Source organism: Kitasatospora sp. NPDC032121 (assembly GCF_055580145.1).
The window spans coordinates 1-15,478 of the sequence record NZ_JBVILX010000011.1; the positions used below are offsets into that span (position 1 = coordinate 1).

Here is a 15,478-nt window from a genome sequence, read left to right on the forward strand (position 1 = left end):
AGGGGTGGAGTTGACCGGTACTAATAGGCCGAGGGCTTGTCCTCAGTTGCTCGCGTCCACTGTGTTGTTCTGAAACAACGACCCCAACCGATATGTGGTTGGTCCGGTTGATAGTTTCATAGTGTTTCGGTGGTCATAGCGTGAGGGAAACGCCCGGTTACATTCCGAACCCGGAAGCTAAGCCTCACAGCGCCGATGGTACTGCAGGGGGGACCCTGTGGGAGAGTAGGACGCCGCCGAACAATTCTTCTGAAAAGCCCCTGATCCATTCGGATCAGGGGCTTTTCGCATTTCCGGGCCAAGCCGGCGACAGACGGTCGAAAAGATCTTGGCCGACCATGTCGAGAACCCGCGCCTGGCACCGTCCCCGGGGTACGAGCGGCCCACAGTGGGGCGCACGGCTCCGAGGACCGAGGAGAAGACGATGGCCAAGTACCTGCTGCTGAAGCACTACCGGGGCGCCCCGGACGCGGTGAACTGCGTGCCGATGGACCAGTGGACGCCGGAGGAGGTCACGGCGCACATCACGTACATGCAGGACTTCGCTGACCGGCTGGAGAAGACCGGCGAGTTCGTCGACGGTCAGGCGCTCGCGCCGGAGGGGACGTGGGTCCGGTACGACGGTGAGGGGCGGCCGCCGGTCACCGACGGTCCGTTCGCCGAGACCAAGGACCTCATCGCCGGCTGGATGGTGATCGACGTGGACAGCTACGAGCGCGCCGTCGAGCTGGCCGGGGAACTGTCGGCCGCCCCCGGGGCCGGCGGCAAGCCGATCCACGAATGGCTGGAACTGCGGCCGTTCCTGGCCATGCCGCCGACCATCACGGAGTGACCGCTCCGATGGACGAGGCCCTGCTGAGGAGCCTCACCCCGAGCGTCATCGGTGTCCTCGTCCGCCGCGGAGCAGACTTCGCGGCGGCCGAGGACGCCGTGCAGGAGGCGCTGGTCGAGGCGGTGCGGCTCTGGCCCGCCGAGCAGCCGCGCGATTCCAAGGGCTGGCTGGTCACCGTGGCCTGGCGCAAGTTCCTGGACGCGACCCGGTCGGACGCCGCCCGCCGGCGTCGGGAGGACCTGGTGGACCGGGAGCCGGAGCCCGGGCCCACGGCCGCCGTGGACGACACGCTGCAGCTCTACTTCCTGTGCGCCCACCCGTCGTTGACTCCCTCCTCGGCGGTGGCGCTGACCCTGCGGGCCGTGGGAGGGCTGACCACCCGCCAGATCGCCCGGGCCTACCTGGTGCCCGAGGCGACCATGGCGCAGCGGATCAGCCGCGCGAAGCGCACCGTCTCCGGGGTCCGGTTCGATCAGCCGGGGGACGTCGCCACCGTGCTCCGGGTCCTCTACCTGGTCTTCAACGAGGGCTACTCCGGGGACGTCGACCTCGCGGCCGAGGCCATCCGGCTCACCCGGCAGCTCGCGGCGGTGATCGACCACCCCGAGGTGGCCGGACTGCTGGCCCTGATGCTGCTGCACCACGCCCGACGGGCCGGCCGGACGGCGCCCGACGGTGCGCTGGTGCCGCTGGCCGCGCAGGACCGCGGCCGGTGGGACACCGGGCTGATCGCCGAGGGCGTCGGGATCCTCCAGGCGGCGCTGGCCCGGGACCGGCTGGGCGAGTTCCAGGCCCAGGCGGCCATCGCGGCGCTGCACGCCGACGCGCCGACCGCCGAGGAGACGGACTGGGTGCAGATCGTCGAGTGGTACGACGAGCTCGTCCGGCTGACCGGGAGTCCGGTGGTGCGGCTCAACCGTGTGGTGGCGGTCGGTGAGGCGGACGGGCCGCGCGCCGGGCTGAGGGAACTCGCGGAGCTGGACGCGGCGCTGCCGAGGTACGCGGCGGTGGCGGCGTACCTCCACGAGCGCGACGGGGACCTGGCGATGGCGGCCCGCTTGTACGCGGAGGCGGCGCACAAGGCCCCCACGCTCGCCGAGCGTGACCACCTGACCCGTCAGGCCGCCCGGCTCAACACGGGCCTGAAGGAACGTCGGACGGGCTGACGGGTCTTGTCGGGGCCATCAGAGCTGACTGGCGGCCCTCAGAGCTGACCGGCGGCCCTCAGAGCCGGCCGGCGGCCTTCAGCGCGAGGTAGGTGTCGGCCAGGGCCGGGGCGATCCGGGCCGGCGGGGCGTCCAGCACGGTGACGCCGTGGCGGGTGAGGCGCTCGGCGGTGGCCCGGCGGTCGGCGCGGGTCTGCTCGGCGGCCGCCGCGCCGTACACCGCCTCCAGGGTGCCCCGCCCGGCGGCGAGGACGTCGAGCTGGGGGTCGGCGACGGAGGCGAGGACGACCTCGTGGCGCTTGGTGAGCATCGGCAGCAGCGGGCGCAGGCCGTCCTCGACGGGGGCCGCGTCGAGGCCGGTGAGCAGTACGACGAGTGAGCGGTGCGGTGCCATCTTGAGTGCGGTGGCGACCAGGGAGCGCATGTCGGTCTCGTGGAGTGCGGGTTCCAGGCCGGCCATCGCGTTGGTGAAGGCGGGCAGCACCTCGTGGGCCGAACTGCCGGCCACTGCGACGCGCTTGCGGGAGTCGTGGGCGAGCAGGTCGACCCGGTCGCCGGCCCGGGTGGCGAGGGCGGTGAGCAGCAGGGCGGCGTCGAGGGCGGCGTCCAGGCGGGGTGCGTCGCCGACCCGGCCGGCGGAGGTGCGGCCGGTGTCGAGGACGACGAGGATGTGCCGGTCGCGTTCGGGGCGCCAGGTGCGGACGGCGACGCCCCCCGCGCCGGCGGCCGTGTTCGCTGCGCGGCGGGCGCTGGCCCTCCAGTCGATGGAGCGGATGTCGTCGCCTGGCAGGTACTCGCGCAGGGAGTCGAACTCGGTGCCCTGGCCGCGGGTCAGCACCGAGGTGCGGCCGTCGAGTTCGCGCAGCCGGGCGAGCCGGGAGGGCAGGTGCTTGCGGCTGGTGAACGGGGGCAGGGCGCGGACCGTCCAGGGGACGAGGTGCGAGCCCTGGCGGCCGGCCAGGCCGAGCGGGCCGAGCGAGCGGACCGTCACCCGGTGGGCGTGGTGGTCGCCGCGGCGGGTGGGGGCGAGCACGGTGGTGATCCGGCGCCGTTCGCCGCCGGGGAGGGCCAGGGTGTGCCGGGAGGCGGTCTCGGCGGTGCCGGGGCGCCAGGCGGACGGGGCCCAGGCGTCGCGCACCAGGCCCCGGAGTGCGCGGCTGGAGGGGTTGGTGACGGTCAGTTCGACGGTGGCGGGTTCGCCGAGCCGGACGGTGGTGTCGCCGCCCCGACCGAACCGCAGGCCGCGGACGGGGGCGGCGAGCACCAGGTCGACCGCGACGGCGATCAGCACCGCCCCGGTGACCAGGCCGATCCCGGTCCAGGACGGCAGCAGCAGGCCCACGACGAGCGCGCCGAGTGCGGCGAGCAGGGCGGTTCGCCCGGTGAGGGCCATGCGGTGCGCTCCTTCGGAAGCCCGTGGGTCTGAGCCGGTGAGTCGAAAGTCCGTCGGCCGGGGGGCCGGAACGGGGGCGGTGGTGCGGTGCGGCAGGGTGTGCCGGGGTCAGCGCGGCGCGGGCGTCTGGGCGAGGACGGCCTGGATGACGGAGTCGGCGGTGACGCCCTCCATCTCGGCCTCGGCGCGCAGCGCGACCCGGTGCCGCAGGGTCGGCAGGGCGAGCGCCTTGACGTCGTCCGGGGTGACGTAGTCGCGGCCGGCCAGCCAGGCCCAGGCGCGGGAGGCGGCGAGCAGGGCGGTGGCGCCGCGCGGGGAGACGCCGATGGACAGCGACGGGGACTGCCGGGTGGCCCGGCAGAGGTCGACGATGTAGGCGAGGACCTCGGGGGAGACGGTCAGCCGGGCGATCTGCTCGCGGGCCGCGGTGAGGTGCTCGGGCCCGGCGACCGGGCGGACGCCGGCCGCGCCGAGGTCGCGCGGGTCGAAGCCGGCGGCGTGCCGGGAGAGCACCTGGAACTCCTGGTCGCGGTCGGGCAGCGGCAGGATCAGCTTGAGCAGGAAGCGGTCCAGCTGGGCCTCGGGCAGCGGGTAGGTGCCCTCGTACTCGACCGGGTTCTGGGTCGCGGCGACCAGGAACGGGACGGGCAGCGCGCGCGGTACGCCGTCCACGGTGACCTGGTGTTCCTCCATGGCCTCCAGCAGGGCGGCCTGGGTCTTCGGCGGGGTGCGGTTGATCTCGTCCGCGAGCAGCAGGTTGGTGAAGACCGGGCCGGGCTGGAAGGAGAACTCGGCGGTGCGGGCGTCGTAGACGAGCGAGCCGGTGACGTCGCCGGGCATCAGGTCGGGGGTGAACTGGACGCGCTTGGTCTCCAGGCTGAGCGCGGTGGACAGGGTGCGCACCAGCAGCGTCTTGGCGACGCCGGGGACGCCCTCCAGCAGCACGTGGCCGCCGCAGAGCAGGGCGACGACCAGGCCGGTGACGGCGGCGTCCTGGCCGACCACGGCCTTGCCGATCTCGGCGCGCAGGGCGGTCAGCGCGGCGCGCGGGTCGGTGGCGGGGGTGGCGGGTGCCGTGCCGGGGACGGAGCGCAGCTGGGCGGTTGCCTGGTCGGTCACGGGTTCCGTACCTGCCTTTCGAGGGCGTCGAGGTCGTCGGCGAGCCGCAGCAGCGCGGCGTCGTCGGTCGGGGGCGGGCCGTACAGCAGGGCCCGGACGTCCCCGGCGGGCCGGTCGGGCAGCCGGTCGGCCACGGCGACGCAGAGCGCGTCGGGGTCGGGTGCGCCGGCCCGGAGCGGGACGCCCAGGGCGGGGGCGAGGCGGTGGGCGGTGGCGCGGCGCAGCGCCTCGGCGGCGCGGCCGCGGGCCTTGGCCCGGCGGTACAGGCGGGCGCGGCCCTCGGTGGTCTCGGCGGCGCGGACCACCACGGGCAGGTTCTCGCTGACCACCGGGCCGAGCCGGCGGCCGCGCCAGAGGGCGGCGAGCACGGCGGCGACGGCGAGCTGGCGGGTGGCCCAGCCCCAGCCGCTCGGCAGGTAGTCCTCGAAGGTCCTGGTGCGGGCGCCGTCGGGGACGGGGGCGGAGTAGTCGGGCAGGTGCCAGGTGAGGCGGGGCTGCGAGCCGAGCAGGCCGAGCGCGAGGGAGGCGTCGCCGTCCTTGGCCAGTTCGCTGTTGTGCAGGAAGCTGCCGCTGCCGAGCACGATGACGTCGCGGTCGCCGTCGGCGGCCGGGAGGCTGACCAGCGGGTAGCCGTGGCCGCGCGGGTAGCAGCCCTCGCCGCGGCTGCCGCTGGTGTAGAGCATGCCGCCCTGCTGGGCGCTGCCGGCCCGGACGGCCTCGGTGAGCGAGCACTCCGCGGGGGTGGAGCGGACGGCGGCGTACGGCGGTCCGCCCGCGTCGTCGGACAGCCGGATGCCGGGGGCGAGCGTGGTGAGCGCGGCCGGGCCGGGGGCGACCAGGACCAGCCGCCGGTGCCGGGCGGCGGCGACGGCGCGCAGCTGGGCGGGGCTGAGCAGGTCGGGTTCGGGCAGGACGAGGGTGTCCTGGCCGGCCGGGGCGGTGGTCGGGTCGGTGGTGAACTCGGCCTTGAGGCCCTGGCGTTCGAGCAGGGCGAGGGCGGCGTGGGTGCCGTCGCGGTCGTACGAGCGCGGGTCCAGCGGCGGGTAGCGGCGGTCCTCGCCGAGGCTGGACACGGCGGCGGCGCCGATCAGCAGGGCGGCGAGGACGGCCAGGTACCAGCGGGAGCGGCGCCACAGGCCGCGCGCGGTGGGGGAGAGGCTGGTCGGGGCGTCGGCGGGTGTTCCGGGAACCGTGGCTTCGGGGGCGGGGGCGGGGGCGGTGCCGGTCATGCCGCTCCTCCCGGGGTCGAGGCCGGAGCCGGGGCCGGGGTCGACGCGGGGGCGGCGGCTCCGGCGGCGTCGGGGGTGAGGACCGGGCGGGTGCGCTCCAGCGTCCGGTCGAGTTCGTGCAGCAGCCGGTACGCGTCCTGGTCGGCGGCGCGCTCGCCGTACGCGATGTCGTCGAAGGTCCGGGCGGCCGCGGCCAGCGCGGCGGCGTGCTCGGGCAGTGCCCGGCCGGCCTCGGCGGCGGCCTCGTCGGCGGTGCGGCCGGGGCGGGTGTCGAGCAGGGTGCGCTCCTCCAGGGCGCGCACCAGGGCGCGCATCTGCTCGCGGACGGCCTGGGTCCAGCGTCCGGCGGCGGCGTGTGCGGCGGCGTCGGCCCGGTACTGGTCGGCGCTGCGCGGGCCGTCGGCGCCGTACACGTCCTGGACGGTGCGGGCGGCGCGGCGGGGCGCGCCGAGGCGCCACCAGAGCGCGACGCCGATCAGCACCACGACGATCAGGAAGAGGATCAGTCCGGTGGTGCCGGTGGCGCCGCCGCCGGAGATGCTGTCGAGCGCCCTGGCGATGTGGTCGTAGAACCAGTCCGTGATCCGTTTCAGGACGGACGGGTCGTGCTTGTGGTACTCCGCGTCGAGCAGCTCGTCGCGGGCGGCCTCGCGCGCCGGGTCCCGTGGCACGGTGACCGGTGCGCCGCCCGCGGCGAGGAGCCCTTCCCCCCAGTCAGGCATCCGGCTCAGCGCCTCGCCGGGCTCGGGTCGCCCGGTCCGCCCCGGCCGGTGCCGTCGTACTCGGGCAGGCCGGCCGCGCGGGCGAGCTCGATGTCCAGGGCCTCGCGGCGGATCCGCTGGTCGATGTAGACCAGCACGCCGACGGCGGCGATGAACGGGGTGGTGAAGGTGCCGGCGATGATCCCGGCGACCGCGAGCAGCAGCACCATGGCGATGCTGCGGTCGGCGCTGTCGGGCAGGCCCTGGTCGTTGAGGCTCTCGAAGCCCAGCGCCAAGCCGAGGAACTGGAACGGGACCACGACGACCATCGCGACGACGAGCGCCAGCACGTGGCCCAGCAGGTTGATGCCGAGGACCCGCCACCAGGCGCCGCGGACCAGGCGCCACGAGCGTGACAGCGCCGTCAGCACGCCCTGCTTCTCCAGCATCAGGGCGGGGGCGGCGAGGCTGAAGCGCATGTAGAGCCAGACGGCGACCGGCACGGTCAGCAGGCCGACCAGGGTGAGCAGGCCGACGATCGCGGGGGTGTCCTGGCCGGCGGCGAGGTAGCCGAGCAGCGGGGTGAAGCCGAGCAGCGCCACGCCGGGGCCGACCAGCGCGGTCAGCAGGGTCAGCCCGAGCAGCTGCAGCAGCCGGGGACGGGCGTCGTGCCAGGCCTCCCCTGCGGTCACCGACCGGCCGAGGACGGCGCGGCTGACCACGATGGTGAGCAGCGCGGTGGCGATCACGTTGAGCAGCAGTTCCAGCGGCAGGCCGGCCAGCAGCCGCAGGCTCTGGGTGGCCTCGCCGGTCTTGCCCTTGACCAGCAGGTTGACCAGGACGTTGCCGGCCTGGGCGACCACGGCGAGGCCGAGCGAGAGCGCGAGCGCGGTGCGCCAGTGCCGGCGCACGGTGGTGACGGCACCGTCCAGCAGCTCGCCGAAGCTCAGCGGGCGCAGCGGGATGACGCCGGGCTTGGGGCCGGCCGGGGCGCCCCAGCCGTACGGGCGGTGGCCGCCGGGAGGCTGCTGCCCCCACTGCTGCCCCCACTGCGGTCCGGGGGCGCCGGCCGGGCCGGTCCAGCCGGGGGTGGCCTGCGGTGGTGCCGACGGCCCGGGCACGGCGGCGGGCGCGTCGGCCGGGGGCCGGGCGTCGTCGCGGGGCGGCTCGGACGAGCTGGGCGAGGCCCAGCCCGGGGTGTCGGTCATCACTGCTCCTCGGAGGGCGTCACGGGCGCGACTGCGAACGGATCTTCCGCCCGCGCGCAGCGCCCATCGTGCCATGGGGCCGGAATTCGGCCCCATGGCGATCCGGTTGCTGATCGGCAACGGTCCTCCGGGCCCTGCCGGGTGGGGGGCCGTGGCGGGGTCGGCGAGGGGCCGCGGGCGGTCCCGGCGGGCACATTCGCCCGGTATGGCCGGAATGCACCGGTGGGGGAGTTGGCCGTTCTGGAGCATTGGCACTGCTGTGCGGCAGGTCACAATCCGGTAATGAGAAGATGGACGCATGAAGGGACGCGTCCTCGTCGTTGATGACGACTCCGCACTGGCCGAGATGCTCGGCATCGTGCTGCGTGGTGAGGGTTTTGAGCCGTTTTTCGTCGCGGATGGGGACAGGGCGCTAGCAGCGTTCCGGGAGACCAAGCCCGACCTCGTCCTGCTCGACCTGATGCTGCCCGGCCGGGACGGCATCGACGTGTGCCGACAGATCCGGGCGGAGTCCGGCATCCCGATCGTGATGCTGACCGCGAAGACCGACACGGTCGACGTCGTGGTGGGCCTGGAGTCGGGCGCCGACGACTACGTCACCAAGCCGTTCAAGCCCAAGGAGCTGGTGGCCCGGGTGCGCGCCCGGCTGCGCCGCGCCGAGGAGCCCACGCCCGAGCAGCTGACCATCGGCGACCTGGTGATCGACGTGGCCGGCCACTCGGTGAAGCGGGACGGCCGCGGCATCCCGCTGACCCCGCTGGAGTTCGACCTGCTGGTTGCGCTGGCCCGGAAGCCCTGGCAGGTGTTCACCCGCGAGGTGCTGCTGGAGCAGGTCTGGGGCTACCGCCACGCGGCGGACACCCGCCTGGTCAACGTCCACGTGCAGCGACTGCGGTCCAAGATCGAGAAGGACCCGGAGCGCCCCGAGATCGTGGTGACCGTCCGTGGCGTCGGCTACAAGGCCGGACCCAGCTGACGTGACGGACCGGGCAGACGACACCCCGTCGGGTTCCGCGACCGACGGGGCCGGGGCCGTGCGCGGTGACGTGCTGAGTTCGACCACCCGCCGCCGACGGGGCCCTTCCGCGGTGGCCGCACTGGTGAAGCGTCAGCTGCGCCGCCCCACGCACCGGGTGGCCGCGCTGTACCGCCGGTCGATCCAGCTGCGCGTGGTCGCGGTGTCCCTGCTGGCGTCCATCGCTGTCGTCGTGGTGCTGGGCGTGGTCGTGGTGGCGCAGGTGCGCAACGGCCTGCTCGGCACCAAGACGGACGCCGCCCGCGCGCAGGCCCGGATCGGCTTCCAGGTCGAGCAGAAGAAGATCGACGAGGCCAACGACCAGAAGCTGCGGGGCACCGCCGACCCGACGGTCAGTGAGGTCGGCACCTGGCTGCTGCGGCAGGTCAACGACCTGGCCGGGAGCGGGCAGACGGTCTACTCGGTGATCGCGATGGCCCCCGGCACCGGTGCCGTCGTCCCCGACACCACGGGCTTCGCGCCGCGCTACTCGGGCGACATCCAGCCCAGCAGCATCCCGGACTCCCTGCGGGCCAAGCTGCTCGCCGAGCCCAACCAGATGTTCGACCAGCCGACCCGGATCTACCGATCGCCCGGGAGCGACGTCAAGTCCGAGCCCGGGCTGGCCCTCGGCATGCAGTTCGACGGCCCGGCCGGGACGCCGTACCAGATGTTCTACGTGTTCTCCTTCGGCCAGGAGACCGACACCCTCAACCTGGTCACCGGCACCCTGGCCACCGCCGGGGTGTTCGTGGTGATCCTGATGGGCGGCATCGCCTGGGTCGTGGTGCGCCAGGTGGTCACCCCGGTCCGGATGGCCGCCGGGATCTCCGAGCGGCTCGCCGACGGGCACCTGGAAGAGCGGATGAAGGTCACCGGGACGGACGACATCGCCCGCCTCGGGGAGTCCTTCAACCGGATGGCCAACGCCCTCCAGGCGCAGATCCGCCAGCTGGAGGAGCTGTCCCGGGTGCAGCGGCGGTTCGTCTCGGACGTCTCGCACGAGCTGCGCACCCCGCTGACCACGGTCCGGATGGCCGCGGACCTCATCTACGACAGCCGCGAGGACCTGGACCCGATGGCGGCCCGCTCGGCGGAGCTGCTGCAGGGCCAGCTGGACCGCTTCGAGTCGCTGCTCGCCGACCTGCTGGAGATCAGCCGCTTCGACGCGGGCGCCGCGATCCTGGACGCCGAGCCGGTCGACCTGCGCGAGATCGTCGCCCGGGTGGTCGAGGCCGCCGATCCGCTGGCGCAGGCCAAGGGCAGCGCCGTGGTGATCCGCGGCGACGGCGAGCCGGTGCTGGCCGAGGTGGACTCCCGCCGGATCGAGCGGATCCTGCGCAACCTGGTGGTCAACGCGCTGGAACACGGCGAGGGCCGCGACGTGGTGGTCCGGCTGGGCTCGGCGGACGGCGCGGTCGCGGTCGGCGTGCGCGACTACGGCATCGGCCTCAAGCCGGGCGAGGCGTCCCGGGTGTTCCACCGCTTCTGGCGGGCCGACCCGTCCCGGGTGCGGACCACCGGCGGCACCGGCCTCGGCCTGTCGATCGCCGTCGAGGACGCCCACCTGCACGGCGGCTGGCTCCAGGCCTGGGGCGAGCCCGGTGGCGGCTCGCACTTCCGGCTCACCCTGCCGCGCACCCGCGGTGGCGAGATCACCCGGGCGCCGTTCCGGCTGGAGCCGGAGGACTCCCGCAACAACCGGGGGCTGGGTGCGCAGGGCACGCCGTACCGGCGGGCGATCAGCCCGTCCGGGGCCACGGCGTCGGCCGCCGTCGACGAGCAGGCGGAGACGCCGGAGAGCGCGGGCGGCGGCCTCGGCAGCGGGCTCGGCGGGGTGCTGAACATCGGCCCCGGGCTGGGCCGGAGCCGGATGCCCGAGGGGCCGCGTTCGGACCCCTCGGACGTGCGGACGGCCGCCGGGTACGGGGCCACCGGGGCCCAGGTCATGGTGGACCCGACGGCCGGACGGCCGTCGGTGGCGCAGCGGACGGCGGAGCCGGACGTGACGGGCGGGACGAGGGACGCGGAGGGGTCGCAGCGTGCGAGGGACGAGCAACAGGACTGAGCCGCGGCTCCTCGCGGCGGTCGGCGGGCTGCTCGGCGCCCTGGTGGCGAGCGGCTGCGCGGCGATGCCGGATTCCGGCGGCATCACCAAGGTGGAGCTGTCCCAGGGCTCGGCGGACAAGAACCTCCAGGCCCGGGTCTACCCGGTGGCGCCCGGGAAGGGCGCCAAGCCGCGCGAGCTGCTGACCGGGTTCCTGGACGCGGTGACCGCCGACGAGGGGTACGACACCGCGCGCAAGTACCTCACCGAGAGCGCCGCCGCGGAGTGGAAGCCGGAGGCGGAGCTCCGGGTGCTCTCGTCCACGACCATCCCGGACGTCCCGGACGTCACCGACGCGGACACGGTCTCGGTGTCGGTGACCGGGCAGCTGGTCGCCGGCGTCGACGAGAAGCACTCGTTCGAGCTGGTCACCGGGCAGAACAACGTCTCGTCGCCCTTCACCTTCGTCCGGAAGGACGGCGAGTGGCGGATCGACAAGCTGCCGCCCGGCGTGATCATGAACGAGACCAATTTCCGGAACAGCTTCCGGCAGGTCGAGCGGTTCTTCTACACCACGCCGGACCCGTCGGCGGCGGCCGGCGGGAACGCCGGCCAGGAGGTGCTGGTCGCCGACCCGATCTACCTGCGGCGCCGGACGGACCCGCTGACCTCGGCGGCCCAGGCGGTGGCCGACGGGCCCTCGACGTGGCTCTCGCAGGCGGTCCGGACGGCGTTCCCGAGCGGTGTCCGGGTCGAGCGGGTGACCATCGACGACAGCAAGACCGCCCACGTGCAGCTCGGCTCGACCGACCTCGGCGAGGCGACGGCCTGCCGGCGGATGGCGAACCAGCTCTTCTACACCCTCGCCGACCAGGGCAAGGGCCTCGACAAGCTGGAGCTGAAGGGGCAGCGCGGTTCCTGCACCGTCCGCCGTGGCGAGGAGCCGCTCGTCGGCCCCGGTGCCCTGGTCGGGCCGTCGTCCGCGACGCAGTACTACCAGCGTGCCGACGGCGCCCTGGTGGCGACCGACGAGGGACGCCCCGGGGACCCGGTCCGCGGCATCCTCGGCAAGCCGCAGTCGAACACCAAGCCGCCGCTCGGCGCCTTCGCGGTCAGCCGCAGCGGCACCCAGGCCGCGGCGATCAGCGAGGACGGCCACCAGGTCTACTCGCTGCCGCTGTCGGACAGCACGGTGGCCATGGGCGAGCCGGTGCTCACCTCGCCGGCCAAGGGCGGCGACAAGGAGGACGGCTTCGCCTCGCCCAGCTGGGACGGCCGCGGCGACCTCTGGGTGGTGGACCGCAACAAGCAGGGCCCCCGGGTGGTGATGGTGCGCGGCGCCAAGTCGTACACCGTGCCGGTCGAGGGCCTGCTGACCGGGCAGACCGTGCAGGGGATGAAGATCGCCTCGGACGGTGTCCGGGTCGCCCTGGTGGTCAAGACCCCGGGGGTGACCAGCCGCTCGCTGCGGTTCGGACTCGTGGTGCACGGCGGCACCCCGCAGGCGCCCACCGTGAAGATCACCGGGCTGCGCCAGGCCGCACCGACGCTCACCGACGTCGCCTCGGTGTCCTGGGCGGAGGCCGACCAGCTGGTGGTGCTCGGCAAGGAGGCCGACCGGACCCAGCAGCTGTACTACATCAGCACCGACGGCTCGCAGAGCACGGACACCCAGCTGCAGAGCGCCGAGACCATGCAGACCGTCGCGGCCTCGGAGTCCCGGGCGGACAGCCTGACCCAGACGCCGCCGGTGCTCGCGATGGGCGAGGTCAAGCAGACGGACGGGAAGCCGAGCGAGCTCAAGGCCTTCCGCCTGGTCAACCACCAGTGGCGGGAAGCCTCGCTGATCGACAAGCCCCGGTCCTTCCTCTACGCGGGCTGACGGCGCGCGCGGGCCGATGACGCGCCGCCCTGCTGACGGCGCGTCCGGGAGGGGGCGTCGGCTCGCCCGGGCAGGCCGCGGCCGCGGCGGTGGTCAGCCCGCCGGGTGCACGGTGGCCGCGACCGTGGCGCCGGCCCGGGCCGGCAGCCCGGCGTCGGCCAGTGCCCGGGCGGCCTCGGCGAGGCTGGCGCCGGTGGTCACCAGGTCGTCCACCAGCACCGGGTGACGGCCGGCCAGGCCCGTCGGCCAGGTCCGGGCGCGCGGCAGCACGGTGAGCGCGCCGTGGAGGTTGCGGCGCCGTTCGGCCGCGTTCAGCCCGGTCTGGTCGGCCACCGGCCGGGCGTGCCGCAGCAGCGGGGCGGCCCGGACGTCCAGGCCGGACCGGCGCAGCGAGCGGGCGGCCGCCCCGGCCAGCCGCAGCGTCGGATCGTGCCCGCGGGCGCGGACGGCCGAGCGCGCCGAGGGCATCGGGACCAGCAGCAGCGGAGCGGCCCCGGCCCGAGCGCCCAGGGCGGAGCGCACCGCCCGGCCGAGGGCCTCGCCCAGCGGCCCGGCCAGCCGTAGCGCGCCGCGCTCCTTGTGGGCGAGCAGCAACTGACGGACCGGGTCGGTGTACGGCGCGGCCGCGTGCGTCCAGGGCAGCGGGGTGGGGGCGGGCCGGGCGGTGGCCAGCGCGCGCCGGCAGACCGGGCAGAGCTGGGTGCGTTCGCTGCCGCAGCCGGCGCAGTCCGCGGGTAGCAGGACGTCCAGCAGCCCGGCCAGTGCGTGGCCGAACGGCCCTTGCGCGGACAGTGGACGGGCGGGGGCGGGGGACGGCGGCACGGCTGCTCCTGGCGGCGGCAGACACGGAGAGTCAGCACACAATGCGCCGTATGGGGGGCGTTGTCGAGGTATTTACCCATACTTCATCCGCCAGAGGGTAGACAGGGTGCACCAGCTTGACCGCCCGACCGCATTATCGGGTCATACCCTCCTTATCGGCTGAGGAGGCGAAAAACCCGTGTGAGGTGTTCGATAAGGCCCAGGGGGTTTCAACCGTCCCTGGTGGGGAGGAAGTGAGGTGAGGGCCAGTCGTTTCCCGCCGCTGGCGGCGGGGGGCGGGGGGCCGGCAGTGGATGGGCTGGTCCAGCTGGGTCTCAGCCCGGTCCGGTAGCACCCGGATCGGCGTCAGCACGAGGGATCGGAGTTCTGCGTGGACATCGTCGTCAAGGGCCGCAAGACCGAGGTGCCCAAGAGGTTCCGCGAGCACGTGGCCGAGAAGCTGGAGAAGGTCCAGAAGTTCGACGCCAAGGCCATCAGCCTCGACGTCGAGGTGTCCAAGGAGCACAACCCGCGGCAGGCCGACCGCTCCGATCGGGTGGAGATCACTCTCCGCAGCCGCGGCCCCGTCATCCGGGCCGAAGCCGCCGCCGCCGACCCGTACGCGGCGCTCGACCTGGCCTCGGCGAAGCTCGACGCGCAGCTGCGCAAGTCCGCGGATCGGCGTCGGGTGCACAAGGGCGGCGCGAACGGCCGCACCCCGATCAGCGTCGCCGAGGCGACCGCGGCCCTGGCCGCGCTGCCGGACACGACGGCGCCGGAGGGCGCGACGAACGGCGCCGTCCGCAAGACCATGATGGGATCCCTGGAAGTGGAGGGCGAAGGCCCGCTGGTGGTCCGGGAGAAGACGCACCCGGCCGCCCCCATGGCGCTGGACCAGGCGCTCTACGAGATGGAGCTGGTCGGCCACGACTTCTACCTCTTCGTGGAGAAGGACAGCGGCCTGCCGAGCGTGGTCTACCGCCGGCACGGTTACCACTACGGCGTCATCCACCTGCAGACCGACCTCGCGGCCGGGCCGGGTGGCGGGGCGGGCGGGGCGATCGGCGGGTCCGACGAGGAGGACTGACCGTCCGAGGAGCGATGGAGGGTGACCCCGGCGGCCGTGGCCGCCGGGGTCACCGGCGTTCGGGGGAGCGGCGGTTCGGCGTCCGGGGAGGGGCGTCGCGAACGGGGCCGCGTCCCGGGCACAGGGGTCACCCGATGCGGGGGAATCGGCATCGGAGGGTGACCGTGGCGGTGTCGGAGCGTGGAATGATTGGCGCACGACGACCCGCGAAGGGGGAGGAGCGGATGGGGGATCACTTCGGGCTGGGGCCCGGGGTCGGGCCAGGGCTGCCGCCGGGGGCGGAGGACGAGCCCGCGTACGAGCCGCACCGGGGTGAGCCGATCCGCGTGTTGGTGGTGGACGACCACGCGCTGTTCCGCCGGGGACTGGAGATCGTCCTCGCGGAGGAGCCGGACATCAAGGTCGTCGGCGAGGCGGGGGACGGCGCGGAGGCCGTGCTGAAGGCCGCCGACCTGCTGCCCGACATCATCCTCATGGACGTCCGGATGCCGCGCCGCAGCGGGATCGAGGCCTGTACGGCGATCAAGGACGTGGCACCCAGCACCAAGATCATCATGTTGACGATAAGCGACGAGGAGGCCGACCTCTACGAGGCGATCAAGGCCGGGGCCACCGGCTACCTGCTCAAGGAGATCTCCACCGACGAGGTCGCCACCGCGATCCGCGCGGTCGCCGACGGGCAGTCGCAGATCAGCCCCTCGATGGCCTCCAAGCTGCTCACCGAGTTCAAGTCGATGATCCAGCGCCGCTCCGACGACCGGGACCTGGTGCCCGCGCCCCGGCTCACCGACCGGGAGCTGGAGGTGCTCAAACTGGTGGCCACCGGCATGAACAACCGGGAGATCGCCAAGGAGCTGTTCATCAGCGAGAACACCGTGAAGAACCACGTCCGCAACATCCTGGAGAAGCTCCAGCTGCACTCCCGGATGGAGGCCGTGGTGTACGCGATGCGGGAGAAGATCCTCGAAATAGGGTGAGCCGGGCGGGACTTGGGGGTA

The 15,478-nt window shown here is 74.1% G+C and carries 13 protein-coding genes and 1 rRNA gene; 8 read left to right on the top strand and 6 right to left on the bottom strand.

The window, feature by feature from the left end; all coding sequences use genetic code 11:
• The first annotated feature begins 125 nt into the window (after positions 1 to 125).
• The 3 genes from rrf to ACZ5OX_RS25035 all read left to right on the top strand — a co-directional run bounded on the left by rrf (position 126) and on the right by ACZ5OX_RS25035 (position 1,998).
• Positions 126 to 242: ribosomal RNA gene (gene rrf / locus ACZ5OX_RS25025) — 5S ribosomal RNA — on the top strand.
• 182 nt (positions 243 to 424) lie between these two features.
• Positions 425 to 832 carry a YciI family protein gene (locus ACZ5OX_RS25030; protein WP_359908576.1) on the top strand — a complete coding sequence of 136 codons (408 nt, stop codon included), beginning with the start codon at positions 425 to 427 and terminating at the stop codon, positions 830 to 832.
• 8 nt (positions 833 to 840) lie between these two features.
• Positions 841 to 1,998 carry an RNA polymerase sigma factor gene (locus ACZ5OX_RS25035; RefSeq protein WP_465633433.1) on the top strand — a complete coding sequence of 386 codons (1,158 nt, stop codon included), beginning with the start codon at positions 841 to 843 and terminating at the stop codon, positions 1,996 to 1,998.
• 58 nt (positions 1,999 to 2,056) lie between these two features.
• On the opposite strand, the gene ACZ5OX_RS25040 is transcribed toward ACZ5OX_RS25035, so the two are convergent.
• The 5 genes from ACZ5OX_RS25040 to ACZ5OX_RS25060 all read right to left on the bottom strand — a co-directional run bounded on the left by ACZ5OX_RS25040 (position 2,057) and on the right by ACZ5OX_RS25060 (position 7,648).
• Positions 2,057 to 3,391 carry a DUF58 domain-containing protein gene (locus ACZ5OX_RS25040; RefSeq protein ID WP_465633142.1) on the bottom strand — a complete coding sequence of 445 codons (1,335 nt, stop codon included), beginning with the start codon at positions 3,389 to 3,391 and terminating at the stop codon, positions 2,057 to 2,059.
• 108 nt (positions 3,392 to 3,499) lie between these two features.
• The gene (locus ACZ5OX_RS25045) at positions 3,500 to 4,510 is read right to left on the bottom strand and encodes an AAA family ATPase (protein WP_449793031.1); all 1,011 of its coding nucleotides are present in this window, start codon (positions 4,508 to 4,510) and stop codon (positions 3,500 to 3,502) included.
• Entirely contained in the window at positions 4,507 to 5,739 is a 1,233-nt protein-coding gene (locus tag ACZ5OX_RS25050; protein WP_465633145.1) for a DUF4350 domain-containing protein, read from the bottom strand. Before ACZ5OX_RS25050 ends, ACZ5OX_RS25045 begins: the two co-directional genes overlap by 4 nt.
• A complete protein-coding gene (locus ACZ5OX_RS25055; protein ID WP_465633147.1) occupies positions 5,736 to 6,461 on the bottom strand; it encodes a DUF4129 domain-containing protein in 726 nt (241 codons plus the stop codon). Before ACZ5OX_RS25055 ends, ACZ5OX_RS25050 begins: the two co-directional genes overlap by 4 nt.
• Positions 6,462 to 6,466: 5 nt before the next feature.
• On the bottom strand, positions 6,467 to 7,648 hold the full coding sequence (locus ACZ5OX_RS25060) for a DUF7847 domain-containing protein (RefSeq protein WP_465633149.1): 1,182 nt from the start codon (positions 7,646 to 7,648) through the stop codon (positions 6,467 to 6,469).
• A 298-nt stretch (positions 7,649 to 7,946) separates the two neighbouring features.
• Here ACZ5OX_RS25060 and mtrA point away from each other — a divergent pair, with 298 nt between their 5' ends.
• The 3 genes from mtrA to ACZ5OX_RS25075 are packed head-to-tail and all read left to right on the top strand — an operon-like array spanning position 7,947 to position 12,592.
• Entirely contained in the window at positions 7,947 to 8,624 is a 678-nt protein-coding gene (mtrA, locus tag ACZ5OX_RS25065; protein WP_030247322.1) for an MtrAB system response regulator MtrA, read from the top strand.
• A gap of 1 nt (position 8,625) precedes the next feature.
• Positions 8,626 to 10,731 (top strand): MtrAB system histidine kinase MtrB, encoded by a 2,106-nt coding sequence (mtrB, locus tag ACZ5OX_RS25070; RefSeq protein ID WP_465633151.1) that lies wholly within the window; start codon positions 8,626 to 8,628, stop codon positions 10,729 to 10,731.
• A complete protein-coding gene (locus ACZ5OX_RS25075) occupies positions 10,706 to 12,592 on the top strand; it encodes an LpqB family beta-propeller domain-containing protein (RefSeq protein WP_465633153.1) in 1,887 nt (628 codons plus the stop codon). Before mtrB ends, ACZ5OX_RS25075 begins: the two co-directional genes overlap by 26 nt.
• 93 nt (positions 12,593 to 12,685) lie before the next feature.
• Here ACZ5OX_RS25075 and ACZ5OX_RS25080 read toward each other — a convergent pair whose 3' ends face one another.
• Positions 12,686 to 13,414, bottom strand: a complete 729-nt coding sequence (locus ACZ5OX_RS25080) for a ComF family protein (RefSeq protein WP_465633155.1) — start codon at positions 13,412 to 13,414, stop codon at positions 12,686 to 12,688.
• A 370-nt stretch (positions 13,415 to 13,784) separates the two neighbouring features.
• Between ACZ5OX_RS25080 and hpf the strand changes: the two genes are divergently transcribed.
• Positions 13,785 to 14,480 (top strand): ribosome hibernation-promoting factor, HPF/YfiA family, encoded by a 696-nt coding sequence (hpf, locus tag ACZ5OX_RS25085; protein WP_465633157.1) that lies wholly within the window; start codon positions 13,785 to 13,787, stop codon positions 14,478 to 14,480.
• 224 nt (positions 14,481 to 14,704) lie between these two features.
• A complete protein-coding gene (locus tag ACZ5OX_RS25090) occupies positions 14,705 to 15,457 on the top strand; it encodes a response regulator (protein WP_449793038.1) in 753 nt (250 codons plus the stop codon).
• Positions 15,458 to 15,478: the final 21 nt, after the last annotated feature.